14 protein-coding genes are annotated in these 17,141 nt (G+C 49.4%); 4 read left to right on the top strand and 10 right to left on the bottom strand.

What is annotated here, in order from left to right:
- Positions 1–66: 66 nt before the first annotated feature.
- The 4 genes from groL to SHK35_RS00465 all read right to left on the bottom strand — a co-directional run bounded on the left by groL (position 67) and on the right by SHK35_RS00465 (position 4,031).
- Positions 67–1,692: a chaperonin GroEL gene (gene groL, locus SHK35_RS00480; RefSeq protein ID WP_318705269.1), complete on the bottom strand. Its 1,626-nt coding sequence runs from the start codon at positions 1,690–1,692 to the stop codon at positions 67–69.
- Between the two features lie 84 nt (positions 1,693–1,776).
- A complete protein-coding gene (locus SHK35_RS00475; protein ID WP_318708025.1) occupies positions 1,777–2,064 on the bottom strand; it encodes a co-chaperone GroES in 288 nt (95 codons plus the stop codon).
- A gap of 285 nt (positions 2,065–2,349) precedes the next feature.
- Positions 2,350–3,018 (bottom strand): DUF1905 domain-containing protein, encoded by a 669-nt coding sequence (locus tag SHK35_RS00470; protein ID WP_318708023.1) that lies wholly within the window; start codon positions 3,016–3,018, stop codon positions 2,350–2,352.
- Between the two features lie 158 nt (positions 3,019–3,176).
- A complete protein-coding gene (locus tag SHK35_RS00465) occupies positions 3,177–4,031 on the bottom strand; it encodes an AraC family transcriptional regulator (RefSeq protein WP_318705266.1) in 855 nt (284 codons plus the stop codon).
- A gap of 174 nt (positions 4,032–4,205) precedes the next feature.
- Here SHK35_RS00465 and SHK35_RS00460 point away from each other — a divergent pair, with 174 nt between their 5' ends.
- Complete coding sequence (locus tag SHK35_RS00460; protein ID WP_318705265.1) at positions 4,206–5,984, top strand: ABC transporter ATP-binding protein; 1,779 nt, start codon at positions 4,206–4,208, stop codon at positions 5,982–5,984.
- Between the two features lie 2 nt (positions 5,985–5,986).
- Positions 5,987–7,771, top strand: a complete 1,785-nt coding sequence (locus SHK35_RS00455) for an ABC transporter ATP-binding protein (protein ID WP_318705264.1) — start codon at positions 5,987–5,989, stop codon at positions 7,769–7,771.
- Between the two features lie 13 nt (positions 7,772–7,784).
- Here the strand turns inward: SHK35_RS00455 and SHK35_RS00450 are convergent, their stop codons facing one another.
- The 3 genes from SHK35_RS00450 to SHK35_RS00440 form a co-directional block, all read right to left on the bottom strand.
- Positions 7,785–9,149, bottom strand: coding sequence for an MATE family efflux transporter (locus SHK35_RS00450; RefSeq protein WP_318708021.1), 1,365 nt, complete (start codon positions 9,147–9,149; stop codon positions 7,785–7,787).
- 58 nt (positions 9,150–9,207) lie between these two features.
- Positions 9,208–10,557: a magnesium transporter gene (gene mgtE / locus SHK35_RS00445; protein WP_318708019.1), complete on the bottom strand. Its 1,350-nt coding sequence runs from the start codon at positions 10,555–10,557 to the stop codon at positions 9,208–9,210.
- 134 nt (positions 10,558–10,691) lie between these two features.
- Positions 10,692–11,333: a YigZ family protein gene (locus SHK35_RS00440; RefSeq protein ID WP_318705261.1), complete on the bottom strand. Its 642-nt coding sequence runs from the start codon at positions 11,331–11,333 to the stop codon at positions 10,692–10,694.
- A 181-nt stretch (positions 11,334–11,514) separates the two neighbouring features.
- On the opposite strand from SHK35_RS00440, the gene SHK35_RS00435 reads away from it, so the two are divergent.
- On the top strand, positions 11,515–14,229 hold the full coding sequence (locus SHK35_RS00435; RefSeq protein ID WP_318708018.1) for a transglycosylase domain-containing protein: 2,715 nt from the start codon (positions 11,515–11,517) through the stop codon (positions 14,227–14,229).
- A gap of 76 nt (positions 14,230–14,305) precedes the next feature.
- Here the strand turns inward: SHK35_RS00435 and SHK35_RS00430 are convergent, their stop codons facing one another.
- On the bottom strand, positions 14,306–14,608 hold the full coding sequence (locus tag SHK35_RS00430; protein ID WP_318705259.1) for a hypothetical protein: 303 nt from the start codon (positions 14,606–14,608) through the stop codon (positions 14,306–14,308).
- Positions 14,609–14,739: 131 nt separating this feature from the next.
- Here SHK35_RS00430 and SHK35_RS00425 point away from each other — a divergent pair, with 131 nt between their 5' ends.
- Complete coding sequence (locus SHK35_RS00425; protein WP_318708017.1) at positions 14,740–15,027, top strand: hypothetical protein; 288 nt, start codon at positions 14,740–14,742, stop codon at positions 15,025–15,027.
- Between the two features lie 82 nt (positions 15,028–15,109).
- Here the strand turns inward: SHK35_RS00425 and SHK35_RS00420 are convergent, their stop codons facing one another.
- Together SHK35_RS00420 and SHK35_RS00415 are read right to left on the bottom strand one after the other, a co-directional pair.
- On the bottom strand, positions 15,110–15,328 hold the full coding sequence (locus tag SHK35_RS00420; protein WP_318705220.1) for a hypothetical protein: 219 nt from the start codon (positions 15,326–15,328) through the stop codon (positions 15,110–15,112).
- Positions 15,301–17,139: a hypothetical protein gene (locus SHK35_RS00415; RefSeq protein WP_318705219.1), complete on the bottom strand. Its 1,839-nt coding sequence runs from the start codon at positions 17,137–17,139 to the stop codon at positions 15,301–15,303. The genes SHK35_RS00420 and SHK35_RS00415 overlap by 28 nt, the downstream gene beginning before the upstream one ends.
- Positions 17,140–17,141 lie beyond the last annotated feature (2 nt).

The following is a 17,141-nucleotide window of genomic DNA, read 5'->3' as shown; positions in this document are numbered from 1 at the left end:
CCACGGGGAGCTTTCTCCCCATGCAGCACGCTCTTGGCGCATCGCGCTATTTTTTGAGGAAACGGCTTACATCATGCCGCCCATTCCGCCTGCCCCGGCGGGCATTGCGGGAGTTTCCTCCTTGATATTTGCTACAACGCTCTCTGTGGTCAGCAGTGTGCTCGCAACACTGGTTGCATTCTGCAGTGCACTTCTGGTAACCTTTGCGGGATCCAGAATACCTGCCTTCACCATATCCACATACTCTTCCTTCAGGGCGTCAAATCCTACGCCTGCCTCGGACTCCTTTACTCTGTTGATAATCACGCTGCCTTCCAGGCCTGCGTTTGCTACGATATGATACAGAGGTGCCTCCAGGGCCTTCAGCACAATACCTGCGCCTGTCTTTTCGTCACCTTCCAGGGTAGCCGCAAGCTTCTCAACCTCTTTGGAAGCGTGAATATATGCAGAACCGCCGCCGCAGATAATACCTTCCTCCACTGCTGCTCTGGTTGCTGCCAGGGCATCCTCCAGACGAAGCTTTGCCTCCTTCATCTCGGTTTCCGTAGCCGCGCCCACACGAATCACTGCAACGCCGCCTGCCAGCTTCGCCAGTCTCTCCTGAAGCTTTTCTCTATCAAAGTCAGAGGTAGTCTCCTCGATCTGATTCTTAATCTGTGCAATTCTTGACTGAATGGCAGATTTTTCACCCTCGCCGTCTACGATCACAGTATTTTCCTTCTGAACCTTTACGGATTTTGCACGGCCCAGCATATCCATGGTGGTGTCCTTCAGCTCATAACCAAGCTCGGAGCTGATCACCTTGCCGCCAGTCAAAATTGCGATATCCTCAAGCATTGCCTTTCTTCTGTCGCCATAACCAGGCGCCTTAACTGCAACTACATTGAAGGTTCCGCGCAGCTTGTTGACGATCAGTGTGGTCAGTGCCTCGCCCTCTACATCCTCTGCAATGATAAGCAGCTTCGCGCCAGACTGCACGATCTGCTCAAGCAGAGGCAGAATCTCCTGAATATTGGAAATCTTCTTATCGGTGATGAGGATATAAGGATTATCTAAAACAGCCTCCATCTTATCCATATCCGTAGCCATGTATGCGGAAATATAGCCTCTGTCAAACTGCATGCCTTCCACCAGATCCAGCTCGGTCTGCATGGTCTTGGACTCCTCGATGGTGATTACGCCGTCTCCGCTTACCTTCTCCATTGCGTCAGCCACCAGCTGTCCTACCTCGTCGTCTCCTGCAGAGATTGCAGCTACTCTTGCAATGTGATTCTTGCCGTCCACCTTCTGGCTCATCTTGGCAATGGCCTCAACCGCGCATTCGGTAGCCTTCTTCATACCTTTTCTTAAGATAATGGGATTTGCGCCTGCAGCCAGATTCTTCATGCCTGCGTTTACCATAGCCTGTGCCAGAACCGTTGCCGTTGTGGTACCGTCTCCTGCCACATCATTGGTCTTGGTGGCAACCTCTTTTACAAGCTGCGCTCCCATATTCTCAAATGCGTCAGAAAGCTCGATCTCCTTTGCGATGGTAACACCGTCATTGGTAATCAGGGGTGAGCCGAAGGATTTGTCCAAAACTACATTTCTTCCCTTAGGTCCAAGAGTCACCCTTACAGTGTCAGCCAGCTGGTTTACGCCGGACTCCAATGCCTTACGTGCTTCCGCACCGTATTTTATTTCCTTTGCCATTTCAATACGCCTCCATGTTTTTATTCTTTATTTTCAAGTGCCCGTCATACCGCCTGCGGCACCGCAGGCTTTCGTCAATTTTGGTCAATTATTTACGATTGCCAGAATATCACTTTGTCTGACGATAATATATTCTTCTTCGCCAAGCTTAACTTCATTTCCTGCATATTTGGAATAAATGACCTGATCGCCTGTCTTTACTTCCATTTTTACTTCCTTGCCGTCTACAACGCCGCCGGGACCTACTGCAATCACCTCAGCCTGCTGGGGTTTTTCCTTGCTCTGTCCGGGAAGCACAATGCCGGACTGGGTCATCTCCTCTGCTTCTAATTGTTTTAATACCACTCTGTCACCTAAAGGTACTAGCTTCATTATAATTGCCTCCTTTTGATACTGCCATTTTCATTTGTTAGCACTCATTAGTTTTGAGTGCTAATCACTAAACCATATATTAATTTTATATGTATGTCTTTGCAAACGTATTCTGACCGATTGTAAATCATTTATCTCTTTTTTTCTTTATTATACTCTCTTATTCTTTTGTTTTCTTATTTTGTCCCTGTAAATCAGATTTAATACTTTTTTTCTTTTTTGTTTCTACTCTTTTTAGCCAAAAGGCCGCCCGCAGTTTCCCGCGGACGGCATTCTCTTTCAAAATCAGCACTTAATTTCCAGATATCCCAGCAGCTTGCTCATATCGTATTCCTCAAGCACTCCCAGATTAGAATCATAATATTTGCCATCGTAGTGTACCAGGTAATGGCAGAAGCGTCCCATTTTTTCCATCATAATGCAGCACTTAGGCAGCACTGCATCCTTGCCCTCGGTGTACACAATGATGTCATTGTGATCAATTCCATAATAATTCAGTGCAGAAATCACGCGGCCCATGGTTGCCTGCCACTCTCTGCAGTCCATTACACTGATTACCTCGGCTATGGTAACGCCAGCCAGCATGGCTACGCAGGCCTGACCGCAAAGACCGTCCTCAGGCTGGATGATCACCTGCATGCTGTCAATCTTGCGTATGGGATGGTCAAAGCTGTAGGGACTGTTCTGATCCATGCGGATCAGGGAGCCGTTTACATGAAGCAGTATTTTGTGGGGCACGCCCAGCTCCACGCTTACCGCATCCTCATCCTCTATGTGAATCTCATAATTACCCTTTTCCTTGGGAAGCAGTTCGCAGTCAATGATTTTATTGTCCAGAACCACATCTCCCTTGATCACGTCCCGCTGCTTGCATACCTCCCACACATTAAAGGGAATCTGAATCATATATCCCTTTTCTTTTTTTTCAATTTTAGATTCAAAAAAATATCTCATGCTGCCTCCAATCCGATGCCTGTGCATCCATTACCTTCCCGTGCCATCTTGCACACGCCTTGTTTTTCCATTGTAGCAAATTCTACAATCCTTGAAAACCTCTTTTGTACAAGTACTGAAAAAAAAACATACCGTCAAAAAAGTATCAATATCCGCAATTACTTACTTATTCTCTTCGCCTTGGAGGGAGAGATGCCGTAACGCTTTTTAAACAGCTTGCTGAAGTGGTAAGCGTCCTCATAGCCCACGGAAGCGGCCACCTCCTGAATGCTGGCGCTTTCTCCCGCCTCCAGAAGCTCCCTTGCCTTTTCCAGCCGGATATTGATCAAATGGCGGATGGGGGTGTCCCCTGTCTCGCTTTTAAAAATCTTGGAAATATAAAAGGGACTTAAATACATATTTTCCGCAATGTGATCCAGGGAAATTTTTTCATTGTAGTGATCATCAAAATAATTGATGATCTGCTCTACCACATATTTCTTATTCACAGATTCAAAGGCATATCCCCCCGGTGCCTCCACGGGAGTGCACTGCTCCCTGATCACCAAAAGCAGCATCTGCACCAGATAGGATTTCAACATAAAGTATCTTCCCTGACGGCACACCGCATTTTCCGCCTCCATGGAGGCGCAGATCCGAAACAGCTTCTGGCGAAGCTCCCCAGTGGTGTGAATGATATATTCCCCCTCCGGCGCAGGAAAGTAATTCCGCGGCATATCCTTGATCTGAATGTCGGAAAAGCCCACGAAAAATTCCGTGGTGGGAAGCGCGCTTTCCCCATCCAAAAGGGCCTGGTGCCTGACGCCCGGATTCAAAATCAAAACATCCCCCTCCCCGACAGAATAAAGCCTTCCCTCTATCCGGTATTTTCCGCTGCCGGACAGCACAAAGGCCAGCTCAGGAAAATCATGGCTGTGATATTGGTCGTCTCCCTTGTTTCTGGTTCCCTTCCAGGTAAACAAAAAGGTGGGGTTCATTTCTTCAATCACGATGTCTTTTTTCTGCGCTGTCATTTCTCCTTCCGCCTCCGTATTTCTTCTGTCCCCGTATATTTGTATTCTACCTTTTTGCAGCCAAAAAGTAAAACGTATTTTTACAAAATCATACATCTTTGTTGCAAGATACTCCATTTTCTTTTTAAGCGCCTTTCATAAAATGAAGGTATCAATTACAGGGAGGTGCATCCTATGACACCCATGAAATGGTTTTATTCCTTTCTCAAAAAATACCGGGGGCTGATGCTTTTAGGCATCCTTATGACCACCGTCATTGCGGCGCTGTCCATTGTAAACCCTTACCTATCCGGCGTGATTGTGGACGACGTGGTTTCGGCCGGAAATTACAGCCTCCTGCCCGGACTGATCTGCTGTCTCTTAGGCGTCACTATTGTAAACGGCGTGCTGCGCTTCTTTTACCAGGTGGTGTTTGAGACGGCTTCCCAGGGAACGCTCTATGACATGCGGGATAAGGTATACCGCAAGCTTTTGCAGGAGGATTTTGCTTTCTATAATAAGAAGCGTACCGGCGATCTCATGAGCCGCCAGACCGGGGATATGGACGCTATCCGGCATTTTGTGGCCTATGTGATCTATGTGGTATATCAAAATGTCCTGCTTTTTGCCTTCGCTCTTTTGATGGTGTTTACGGTAAACGTAAAGCTTGCACTGTGCATGCTGCTTGTGCTTCCCTTTACCGCAGCAGCCGCCTTTAAGCAGTCAAAGGAGGTGAAGCCTGCCTTCCAGAGAAACCGCGCCTGCTTCTCCTCCTTAAACGCCTTTGTGCAGGAAAATATCAGCGGCAACCGGGTAGTGCGGGCCTTTGCAAAGGAGGATTACGAAATCCAAAAATTCGAAAAGGAAAATGACAAATTTCGGGACGCCCAGATTAAGGCTTCCCGGATCTGGATGAAATATGTGCCTGTTTTTGAAATTCTCTCCTATTTTCTCACCATCATTTTGATGGTTTACGGAGGATACATGGTGATTCAGGAGGAGATCACCCTGGGAGACCTGGTAAAGGTAAATGGTTATCTGTGGATGTTAAATACGCCTCTGCGTATGGCCGGCTGGTGGATCAACGACATTCAAAATTTCATCACCTCCGTGGAGAAAATATACGCCACCTACAGCGAGGAACCCTCTGTGACCACTCCCGTCCGGGGCGGAATCCACAAAAGGCTGCGGGGAGATGTGGAGTTTCGGAATGTTTCCTACCGGGCGGACGACGAGGACATCGTTATGGATATCAATTTCAAGGTGAAGGCCGGAGAGACGGTAGGCATTATCGGTTCCACCGGGGCAGGCAAATCCACCCTGATGAATCTGCTCTGCCGTTTTTACGACACCACCTCGGGAGAAGTGCTCATCGACGGCAAAAATGTAAGGCAGATGGACCTTTACAATTTAAGGGACAATATCGGCATGGCCATGCAGGATGTGTTCCTCTTCTCCGACACCATTGAAGGAAATATCGCTTACGGCAGACCGGACTGCAGCTTTGCAGAGGTAAAAAAAGCTGCCATTATGGCGGATGCCAACCACTTTATCTCAGCGCTGCCCCAGGGGTACGATACCATTGTAGGGGAGCGCGGCGTGGGCCTTTCCGGCGGACAAAAGCAGAGGATTTCCCTGGCAAGAGCCTTGCTTAAGAACCCTTCTATTTTAATTTTGGACGACACTACCTCCGCAGTGGATATGGAGACGGAAAGCTACATACAAAGACAGCTCAAAACCATTCAAGAGGACTCCGACTGCACCGTATTTGTGATTGCTTACCGCATCTCCTCCATTAAGGATGCCGACCTGATTCTGGTGATGGACAACGGCCGGATCATAGAAAAGGGAACCCATGACCAGCTTGTGGCAAGGGGCGGCTATTATGCCAAGGCCTTCCACAATCAATACGGGGAAATTCCTTATGATCTTCTCCAGGAAGAAAAAAACAACACACAAAAGGGAGGAAACTGATTATGGCCAGAAACAGATATGATATGGACGAAATTTTAGAGGACAGCTTTGACGCGGGCCAGCTGAAAAGACTGGCAGGCTATGTTTCACCCTATCGGAAAAAAATGGCCGGCGTGCTTGCGCTGATGCTTACCTCTTCGGCCCTCACCATGGTGATACCTATCTTTTTTCAGAGGATCATGGATGTTTACATTCCCCAGAAAAACATGCGCGGCATTGTTTTGATGAGTGTGCTGACTTTTTTTGTGGCTCTCTACTCTGCGGTAAGCCTGCGCGTTAAGATAAAAACCATGAGCACGATCGGCCAGAATATTATCCATGCCCTCCGCAGCGATATTTTCTGTCATCTTCAAAAGCTTCCCTTTTCCTACTACGATGACAGGCCCCACGGCAAAATTCAGGTCCGGGTGGTAAACTATGTAAACAGCTTAAGCGATCTTTTGAGCAACGGTATCATAAATACCATCACGGATCTATGCAACCTTTTTTTCATCCTGATTTTTATGTTTTTGTGCGACGCAAGGCTGGCTCTTGTGTGTCTGTGCGGACTGCCCCTGCTGACTCTGATTATTCTTTTTATCAAGAGAAAGCAGCGCCTTGCGTGGCAGATTCAGTCCAACAAGCAGAGCAACTTAAACGCCTATATTGCAGAGAGCATCAACGGAATCCGCGTCACCCAGTCCTTTGTGCGGGAGCATGAGAACACCGATATTTTCAACCGGCTCAGCTATGGCTACCGCAAGGCCTGGATGCGGGCGGTGATGTTTAACTTTACCATGGGGCCCAGCGTGGATATCATTTCCGCCATCACCACCTCTTTCATCTATGTGCTTGGCATACGCTGGATTTTGGCTCCGGACGCAACACTGACCGTAGGCACCTTAATCTTGTTCACCGCCTACATCAGCAGATTCTGGACGCCCATCAACACCCTGGCAAGCTTTTACAACTCTCTGCTGACGGCCATTTCCTATCTGGAGCGGATTTTTGAGACCATCGACGAGCCCGTTTTGGTGCGGGACGCTCCTGATGCGGTGCCCATGCCGCCTATTGCGGGCACCGTAGAATTTCAGGATGTGTGCTTCAGCTACGAGAAAGGCTGCCGCATTTTAGATCATATCAATTTTACGGCCGGGAAGGGCGAGACCTACGCCATTGTAGGACCTACCGGCGCAGGAAAATCCACCATTGTAAATCTCATCAGCCGGTTTTACAACGTGGACTGTGGACGCATCCTCATTGACGGAATAGATATCTCCGGTGTGACCATCCGCTCCCTGCGCACCCAGATGGGCATTATGATGCAGGACAGCTTTATCTTTGCGGGAACAATTATGGAAAATATCCGCTACGGCAACAGAGAGGCCACGGACGAACAGGTAATCAAGGCTGCTAAAACTGTCTGTGCCCATGAATTTATCTCTCAGATGGAAAACGGATATTATACGGAAGTGAATGAGAGGGGAAGCCGTCTGTCCGCAGGACAAAGACAGCTGATCTCCTTTGCAAGAGCTTTGCTGGCGGACCCCAGAATCCTGATTTTGGATGAGGCCACATCCAGCATTGACACCGAAACGGAGCTGCTCTTGCAGAAGGGGCTAAATGAACTGTTAAAAGGGCGTACCTCTTTTATTATCGCCCACAGACTTTCCACCATTAAAAATGCGGACTGCATTCTGTATGTGGACCGGGGCGGCATTTTAGAAAGGGGAACCCACGAGGAACTCCTGGCCCAGAGAGGAGAATACTACCATTTATATCTGTCCCAGTTTGACTTCCTTGCCTGAAAAGGAAACAGACCTATTGTTTCTTTGGGTTCATCAGCTTCCAGGCTGTGGCAAAGAACAGGGTCACAGTTGTGCACACGGCCAGCAGATCAGACACCGGCTCCGCCAGAAATACGGCGAACACCTTGTCCTCAAAAAAGTTAGGCAGAATGTAAATCATGGGAATGAGAAGGATTACCTTTCTAAGCACCGCCAAAAACAGGGAGTGCACCGCCTTTCCCAGCGCCACAAAGGTCTGCTGGCAGGCAATCTGGGCCCCGAAAATGCAGGCCACAGCCATGTAAATACGCATAGCCCACTGGGTGTACTGTATGGTTTCCTGATCCGTGGTAAAGATTCTTGCCAATCCCTGGGGGAAGAGCATTGCGATGGCCCACAGAAGGAAGGAATAGGCAAGACAGCTTCCCAGGGTGAGAAGGAATACCTTTCTTACCCGGTTCAGCTTGCCCGCCCCATAATTAAAGCTGGCTATGGGCTGCATTCCCTGGGTCATTCCCTGCAAGGGCAGCATGGAGGCCTGCATCACACTGGAAAGGATGGTCATGGCTCCCACCGCCACATCCCCGCCGTATTTCTGCAAAGAGGTGTTAAAGCACACGGACAAAAGGCTTTCCGTGGCCTGCATGATAAAGGGCGATACGCCAAGGGCCAGCACCGGTCCCATGATTTTCAAAGAAAAACGCAGGTTCACGGCACGGATGCGCAGGGTCGTCTTTTTGCCTGATAAAAAGCACAGCACCCAGACTGCGGACACCGCCTGGGACAGAATGGTAGCCAGGGCGGCTCCCTGTACCCCCATTCCAAGCCCAAAGATAAATACAGGGTCCAAAACCAGATTCAGTCCAGCGCCGATTAAAACGGTTTTCATACCAGTGGAGGCAAAGCCCTGGCCTGTGATAAATGCGTTGAGTCCTGTGGTAATCTGCACAAACAGCGTGCCAAGCACATAAATGCGCATATAATCCACAGCATACCCTATGGTATCGCCGCTGGCTCCGAAGGCATACAGAATCGGCTCTGCATACACATAAAACACCGCCGTCAGCACAAGAGCAAAGATACAGAGGGTGAATACACAGTTTCCAAGGATTTTCTCAGCCTCCTTATAATCTCCCTTACCCATGGCGATGGAAGCTCTGGGCGCACCGCCGAAGCCGATCAGAGCCGCAAAGGCGGCAATCAAGGTAATCACCGGCAGAGTCACCCCAAGTCCTGTCAGGGCCAGCGCTCCGGTTCCGGGAATATGCCCAATGTAAATGCGGTCCACCAGATTATAAAGGAGATTTACAATCTGTGCCGCAATAGAAGGCAGCGCCAGAGAAACCAAAAGCTTCCCCACCGGCATGACTCCAAGCTTGTTTTCTTCCTTCTGTTCCATATATATTCATCCTTTCTGCAAGGATGCGCCAGACCTTTTGGTCCGGCGCATCTTAATTTTATATTCCCAAAATCATCGTTGCCACCTGGAAATATACCAGCAGCGACAAGGCATCCACAATGGTTGTAATAAAAGGGCTTGCCATTACGGCAGGATCGAATCCCAGCCGTTTGGCTCCTACCGGCAAAAGACAGCCAATCAGCATGGCCATCAGCACAGCGGCAATAATGGTAACACTCACCACCATGGCCACCAAAAAGCCCACTCTGTCAAACAGCATCAGCTTTAAAAAATTGGCGGCCGCAAGGCTTATGCCGCAGCAGATGGCCACCCGGACCTCCTTCCACAGCACTCTGGGCACATCCCTGTACTCAATTTCTCCCAGAGACAGACCGCGGATCACCGTCACGCTGGCCTGGCCTCCCGCATTGCCTCCGGTATCCATCAGCATGGGAATAAACGCCGTAAGCACCGCATACACACTCAGCGCATCCTCAAAGGAGGTGATAATGGCGCCGGTAAAGGTAGCGGACACCATCAAAAGCAAAAGCCAGGGAATCCTTTTTTTATAGGTCTCCCAAACTGTGGTTTTCATATAAGGCTTATCGCTGGGCACGATCGCCGCCATTTTTTCCATGTCCTCGGTGGTTTCTTCCTCCATGATATCCACAATATCATCCACGGTGATAATTCCCACCAGGCGGTTCTCATTGTCCACCACCGGCATGGCCGTAAAATCATATTTTTTAAACTGCTTTGCCACTTCCTCCTGATCCATCAGCGTGTTTACGGAAATCACGTTTTCGTGCATAATATCGCCGATGATCTCATCTCCGTCGCTTAGCAGCAGGTAGCGCAGCGCCACAGTCCCCACCAGCCTGCGCTGTGCATCCAGCACATAACAGATATCTATGGTCTCGCTGTCCAGCCCAACCTTCCGGATTCGTTCAATGGCCTGATCTACGGTGAGGTTCTCCTTCAGGTCCACGTACTCCACGGTCATGATGCTTCCTGCGGAATCCTCAGGATAACGCAGCAGGTGATTGATATCCCTGCGGGTATCGGGACTTGCGTTTGCCAGCAGCTTTTTCACCACATTGGCAGGCATCTCCTCCAAAAGGTCCACCGCATCGTCCGACATCAGATTGTTGATAATGTTGGCCGCTTCCTTATCGCTTAAGGATGTAATGATCATGTGCTGATTATCCACATCCAGATAAGAAAATACATCCGCCGCCAGGTCTTTTGGAAGAATGCGGAAGATTTTCAGCATATCCTCCTCTTCCATTTCCTCCATGAGAGCCGCAATATCCGCATCATTCAGCTCAGCAAGATACTGGCGCAGTTTCGTATACTGCTTTGTACGCAAAAGCGCAAGCAGCTCCTTCAGCTCCTTGATTCTTTCCATGACATTTCTCCTTTGATGATTTTTTTATGTCCCTGTAACTTCGGGGGAGAGGGTTATCTGTACCGCATATGTGACTACTCATAAAAAAACCACCACCTTTCAAAATGTCCTTTTTTCCTTACGCCTATTCCATTTTATCTATCATCAGATTCTTTGTCAATGTAATAAATCTCTTTTCCTTTTTCAAATTGTGCTCTGCCGCAGACAGCCTCTGCCACATCCCGGCTTAAGCGCTCCACCTCACCGGCAGGTATGTGCAGCAGCAGGGTGGCCTCCTCACCATAGCTGCTCTCCACAGGTTCTATGCCTCTCTGCCCCAGAAGATAAAGTATCCTGCCAATCCCATTGTAGTCCGTTGAAATGCGTATCTCATACCCATGCCGCATAACTCCTATTTTACAGTGGCACAGTCCCTCCTTTACCGCCTGGGTGTAGGCCCGCACAAGCCCCCCGGTTCCCAAAAGGGTTCCGCCAAAATATCGGGTCACCACCACCACGATGTTACGGATCTCTTCTCCCAGGAGCACCTCCAGCATGGGCCTTCCGGCCGTGCCCGAGGGTTCTCCATCATCGCTGCAGCGGGTGAGCTCCCCTCTTTTTCCAATGACAAAGGCCGAACAGTTGTGGGACGCATCCCAATACTTCTTCTTCATCTCTTCGATAAAACGCACTGCCTCCTCCTCCGTCCCGCAGCTTCTGACAGTGGCAATAAACCTTGACTTCTTCTCTACGATCTCTCCTTCTCCGCCCTCTAACAGCACCCGATAAGAATCCATATCTTTTTCCGCGCCTTTCCGCCGCCAGGGTTTCCCCGGCATTCTAATCCCTTTCAAGGATAGCATAAACTGCCAAAAATGTGAAACAATTCTTAATATGGCAAAGAAAGCCTTTCTTTACATATTATTTTTTGTTATAATGATGTCGTCTGTTACCACAGGCAGAAAGGTGATTATCTCTATGAATTATGGAAAAAAAGGCATCAGGGCCAAGCAGAAGGCTCTGAATTCCAAATCCGCAAAGTGGGGGAGAAAAATCATACTTACCTGTTTTAAGGTAGTTTTAATAGCAATCGCTGCTGTGGGCATCTTTGGCGTTTCTGCGGGAATCGGCGCCTTTCGGGGCATACTGGCAGACACGCCCACCGTCCGCTTAAGCGGCGTCATCGCTTCCGGTGAGGCAACTATCGTTTACGACTGCGAGGGAAATGAAATCGACCAGTACGTAAGCACCAATTCCAACCGAATCGAGGTAGACATGGATGAGGTGCCGGAGCATCTGGGACAGGCCTTTGTGGCCATCGAGGATGAACGCTTCTACCAGCACAATGGTATCGACGTAAAGGGTATCCTGCGGGCCGCCTATCAGTTTGTCAAAACCGGAGGGCAGGAAGCCCAGGGCGCCAGCACCATCACCCAGCAGCTCTTGAAAAACACAATTTTCACCGACTGGACCTCTGAGGGCGACAATGTCATTAAAAAGGTAAAGCGTAAAATCCAGGAGCAGTATCTGGCTCTTGAGATTACAAAGCAGCTTTCCAAGGACGAGGTTTTGCTCCGCTATATGAACGCCATCAATCTGGGCCAGAACACCCTTGGCGTGGAAGCGGCCTCCTTGCGGTATTTCGGGAAATCCTGCAGCGATCTGACCCTGTCGGAATGCGCCGTGATCGCCAGCATCACCCAGAATCCTTCCCGATATAATCCCATCCGCCACCCGGAAAACAACGCCCAAAGACGGCAGCGGTGTCTGGACAAAATGCTGGAGCTTGGCTTTATCACCCAGGCGGAATACGACGAGGCTGTGGCAGATACGGAAGCAGTCTATGAGCGCATCGGCCTTTATGACACAGATTACCGGGAAAGCAGCACCACCTCCGGCTCTTATTTCTCCGACGCGGTATACGAGCAGGTAAAGGAGGATTTGGTAAAAGCTGGTTATTCCGAAACTTTGGCGGAAAGCATGCTCACCTCCGGGGGGCTGCGCATTGAATCCACCATGGATCCCGCCATTCAGGCCATTGCCGACGAGGAGTTCGCAAATCCCGACAACTACCCGGAAAATGTAAAGTGGTATTTGACCTACGCCCTGACCATTACCACCCCGGACGGGGAAAAGCATAATTTCAGCAAGGAAAATATGATGTCCTGGTTTAAGGAAAATCAGGATTCCAAATTTAATCTGATTTTCTCCTCTCAGGATGAGGCCAACGAGGCCATTGCCACCTACCGCAGCGCCATGCTGGCGGATCTTGGTGTGGAGGACAGCGAGGACAATTACGAGGAAAGCATCTCCATGACCCCCCAGCCCCAGGCTGCCATGGCCATCGAGGATCAAAGTACAGGCTATGTGGTAGCTATTGTAGGCGGACGGGGCGCCAAGGAGGGCCGCCGTACCTTAAACCGGGCTACCAACGCGGTGCGTTCCCCCGGTTCCACCTTTAAGGTTCTGGCCGCCTTTGCTCCGGCCTTAGACAGCGCCGGACAGACCCTGGCCACCCCCTATCTGGACGCACCCTTTAACTATGCGGACGGAAGGCCCGTGAGCAACTGGTATTCCGGCTATCGCGGCATCAACTCTATCCGAAAGGCCATTGAACAGTCCTTGAACATAATTGCCGTTAAAACCCAGACGGTAATCACCCCTCAGCTGGGATACGATTATCTGTTAAATTTCGGGTTTACCACCCTCACAGACGGTGTGGAAATCAACGGTGAGGTCTTTTCGGACGTAAACCAGACATTGGCCTTGGGCGGCTTAACCTATGGCGTCACTCCCTATGAGCTGAACGCCGCTTACGCCGCTATTGCAAACAACGGCCTCTATGTGGAGCCTAAGCTCTATACCAGAGTCACAGATTCCGACGGCAATGTGATTCTGGACAACACCAATCCCACCACCCGCCAGGTAATCAAGGAAACCACCGCTTTCCTTCTGACGGACGCCATGGTGGATGTGGTTACCACAGGTACAGGCACCAGATGTAATTTCGGCGGCGTAGCTATCGCCGGGAAAACCGGTACCTCCACCGACTATCACGATGTTTGGTTCACTGGCTTTACGCCCTATTATACCTGTACCACCTGGGCCGGCTACGACAATAATATCGGCATGAGCACCAGCAGCTCCAATAACGAGTCTGCTGTGGCCAGAACCCTTTGGCGCGCCGTGATGGAACGGGTGCATGAAAATCTGCCCAACGAGCAGTTCAGTATCCCAAGCGGCATCGTACAGGCTCAGGTCTGCTCCAAGTCCGGCAAGCTGCCCATACCCGGGCTGTGCGACTCTCAGGGCTGTGTTGTGACAGAGTACTTTGCAGAGGGAACCGTCCCTACGGAAAGCTGCGACATCCATTATCAGGGCGACATCTGTGACTATGACCAGGTGCCCGCAAGTCCTGACTGTCCGTTTAAGTATACGGGAGTGATGGAGCTTCCTTTGCAGGAGGATCCTTCCCTGGTCAGCGGTTCTTCCACCATCACCACGAATCCTGACGGAACCCAGACCACAACCAATTCCACCACCACTCACTGTCAGCACGATGCAACCTTTTTTGCAAACCCTGACTATGAGACAGTGATCAACCAGCAGCGCTGGGAAATTGACCAGAGAAACGCTGCAGCCATCGCCGCCCAGCAGCAACAGCAGGCGGCAGAGGGCGAAGGCGGCCAATAGGCATCAACAAAAGGCTGACGTACCCAATATGGTACGCCAGCCTTTTTTGCCGGTTTGATTCCTATGCTCTGACACCCTACAGCCCCTTCAGCTCTCTGATCTTTTCCTGGAGCTCATTTACTCCGTTTCTGGCGTTTCTGATCGCCCTGCATTGTTTCTCAAAGGGCGCCTCCTGCCCTTCCTCCGCCACAGGTGTATCATCAGCCCCATATTTTTCATAATACAGCCTTCCGATTTCCATATAGTTTTTCTTTATAACCTCTTCACAGGTGGAAATCTGGCTTTTCAGACTGGCAATCTGCGCCATTTCCTTTGCCTTATCCGCTGCCTCTCTCCCCTTTGCCGAAATTGTATCTCCAAGCTTTTCCATCCAATCCATTTTTTCCGCTCCTTTTCTGACTCTGTCTTTTAAATATTATAAGACTCCCTGATAAAGGGCGCAAGTATTTCATTGCATCCTAATGACAAGTTATGGTATAATTCTTATGTATTTTAGAGAGAGGTGATTATATGCAGCCATTATATACTACCATGAAGGTAAACAATGAGATTGAATTGTGCGAAGTATCTGATCTGGAATGCAAGCAGCAAATTGAACGTCTGCTTTTAAAGAACCGCATCTCCTACTATATCCGCTGGCCCAAATCCTCTTTCTTCGGACGGAAAAAAGACTCCTGCATCATCTGTATCAACGATAATGTTCGAGATGAGGCGGAAAGCATTGTGCGCGCAGTGTGTGACGAAAAGGGCTATAATGTAAGGTTTATTTTAAAGAAATCCCAGAACAATTACTTGTAAAAGCAGATGCGCCTGCGGGCGCACTGAACAAAAGGGCCTGCTCCCTACGCGGGGAACAGACCCTTTTCTTTTTAAACAGCTCCTAGTCAAAATCAAACTTGGTAAAGCGTTCTGCCATGGCTTTGTACCGGAATCTTGCCATTTCATTTTTCTCCAGCACATCCGCCTCATTCCCTCTGTACTGACAGCGGATACAATAATATTCGTCCTTATCCTTATCGTAGAACATATCCATATCCAAATCTCTCATAAAACAGGAAGGACACCTGTAATTTAATTTGCCTTTTCCAGCTTGAGCCATGTGCCAATTACCTCCTTATCTTTTACCTTTGCAGTGTAGCCCAAAGTGAACATGGGCGAGAAAGCATAGCCCTCCTTCACATAGCCTGCTGCGTTCTCTGCATCGGAGCGCATGGAAACCTTTGTTTCAATCTGAGGCACCGTTGCAATCACCTGCTCTGCGCCCGGCATTTCCAGCTCACGGCACTTGTACTCGTAGGGAAGGGTCTCCTCTTCACCGCCCTTTTTGCAGGTCAGTGTAATCCCCAGCATATCCTCAGAGTATTCGGTGGTTCCGTAGCAGGCAACCATATATTCATTGAGTTCAACCTCTGCGTCAGGATTGCTCATTTCAAGAATCCTTCTCTCCATTTTGATTTCAGAGCTTCCCTCCTCAAAAGAGATCACCGTCTGCAGCTTCAAAGTAAGATCCTGGAATTCAATCTCCACAGGGTCCAGCGTCAGGATCCTGGTGTTGCCCTCCTTGGAAAAATGAGCCTTGGTGCGGCACAGACACAAATCCACTTCCTCACCGTTATATTTAAGCTTTGCGCTTCTTACAGTACCCTCGCCTGCATAATGTGTGAAATAGCCCGCGCGGTATTTTTCCTGAATCAGGAACGGATAAGAAGCGTCCGTCACATGCTTGGTGCCGATGCCTACCGGCCACTCCAGCTTTGCGGCATAGGGACGAAGGTCAACGATAGCGCCGCCCTGGTCCATATTGACACAGACTCTCATGAAGGGATCACAGTACCAGAAAAGCTGCTTGTCTGAGCCATACAGAATGTCTCTCCACAGCGCACACTCAGGCTCCGTATAGGTCTTCTTCTGGCGGTAATAATCAGCAAACTCAGCCATGGTCATATCGGTGAGCTTGCCCTCCTCCTTCAGCTTCCCATAATATGCCATGCCGTCCTCATAGCTCTTCTTCAAAAGCTCATAGGGCTGCTCCCAGCGTCCCATTTTATTCAGCCAGCCAGGTCCCACAAACATCATATTGTAGGCATAGCCATTGTTATATTTCTCCAAATCTCTGTACTGGTCAATCAGATTGTACAGATAAGGATATTCCCAGGTTTTGGTATCATAAATCATACCGCGCAGCACGTTTTGCGGATGTGTACCAAAATTAGAGCCGTTGCCGTCATAGCAGGCAAGCAGGTCTCTGGAAAGATGCGGGATTGCAACCACACCGCTGTCCTCCGCTTCGTTTGCCGCAGGCGCATGGGTGTTCTGCTTAGAAGGAATCCAGGGAGCCCAGGGGCCGCCGTCCATAAAGGTATACCAGGAGTTGTTGCAGGTGTGATAAGCCTTGGGGCCCTCCTCCCAGCAGGTGGCAACCTCACACTTTACGCTGGGATATTTTTCCTTAATATAGTTGGTCAGCTCCGCATCCATATAATAAGAGCCCGTGGACTCAGGATAAAAGCCAAATTTCTCATAAAATTTTTCAAATACATCATCCACGATGGACTTTTTGTCCTCCATGGAAAACATCCAGATACAGAAGTCCTTGGTCTTGTACTTCTCCCGGAATTCCTTACAGGGAAGCCCCAAAAGAGACAGCGCAATCTCATCCCCATAGGCTTCATGGTCCTGCTTCGCCAGTTCTACCGCCTCGTCATTAAAAAGCGAAGCGTATGTCATCTGAATGGTTGTCTTTAAGCCATATTTATGTGCCGTCGCCTGCTGAAATTTGAAGATATCAAGAGATTCCGTAAGCAGAGCCTTACGTCCGATATCCTCTTCCTTTCCATGTCCTGTCACTTTTTCCGCATATTCAGGCACCATTTCAGGACGATGAATAATATTTACAATAAATTTGTCCATTT

Source organism: Candidatus Acetatifactor stercoripullorum (assembly GCF_944382095.1).
Lineage (GTDB): Bacteria > Bacillota > Clostridia > Lachnospirales > Lachnospiraceae > Acetatifactor > Acetatifactor stercoripullorum.
The sequence above is the reverse complement of the archived record's forward strand: the minus strand, read 5'-3'. Positions and strand labels throughout refer to the sequence as shown.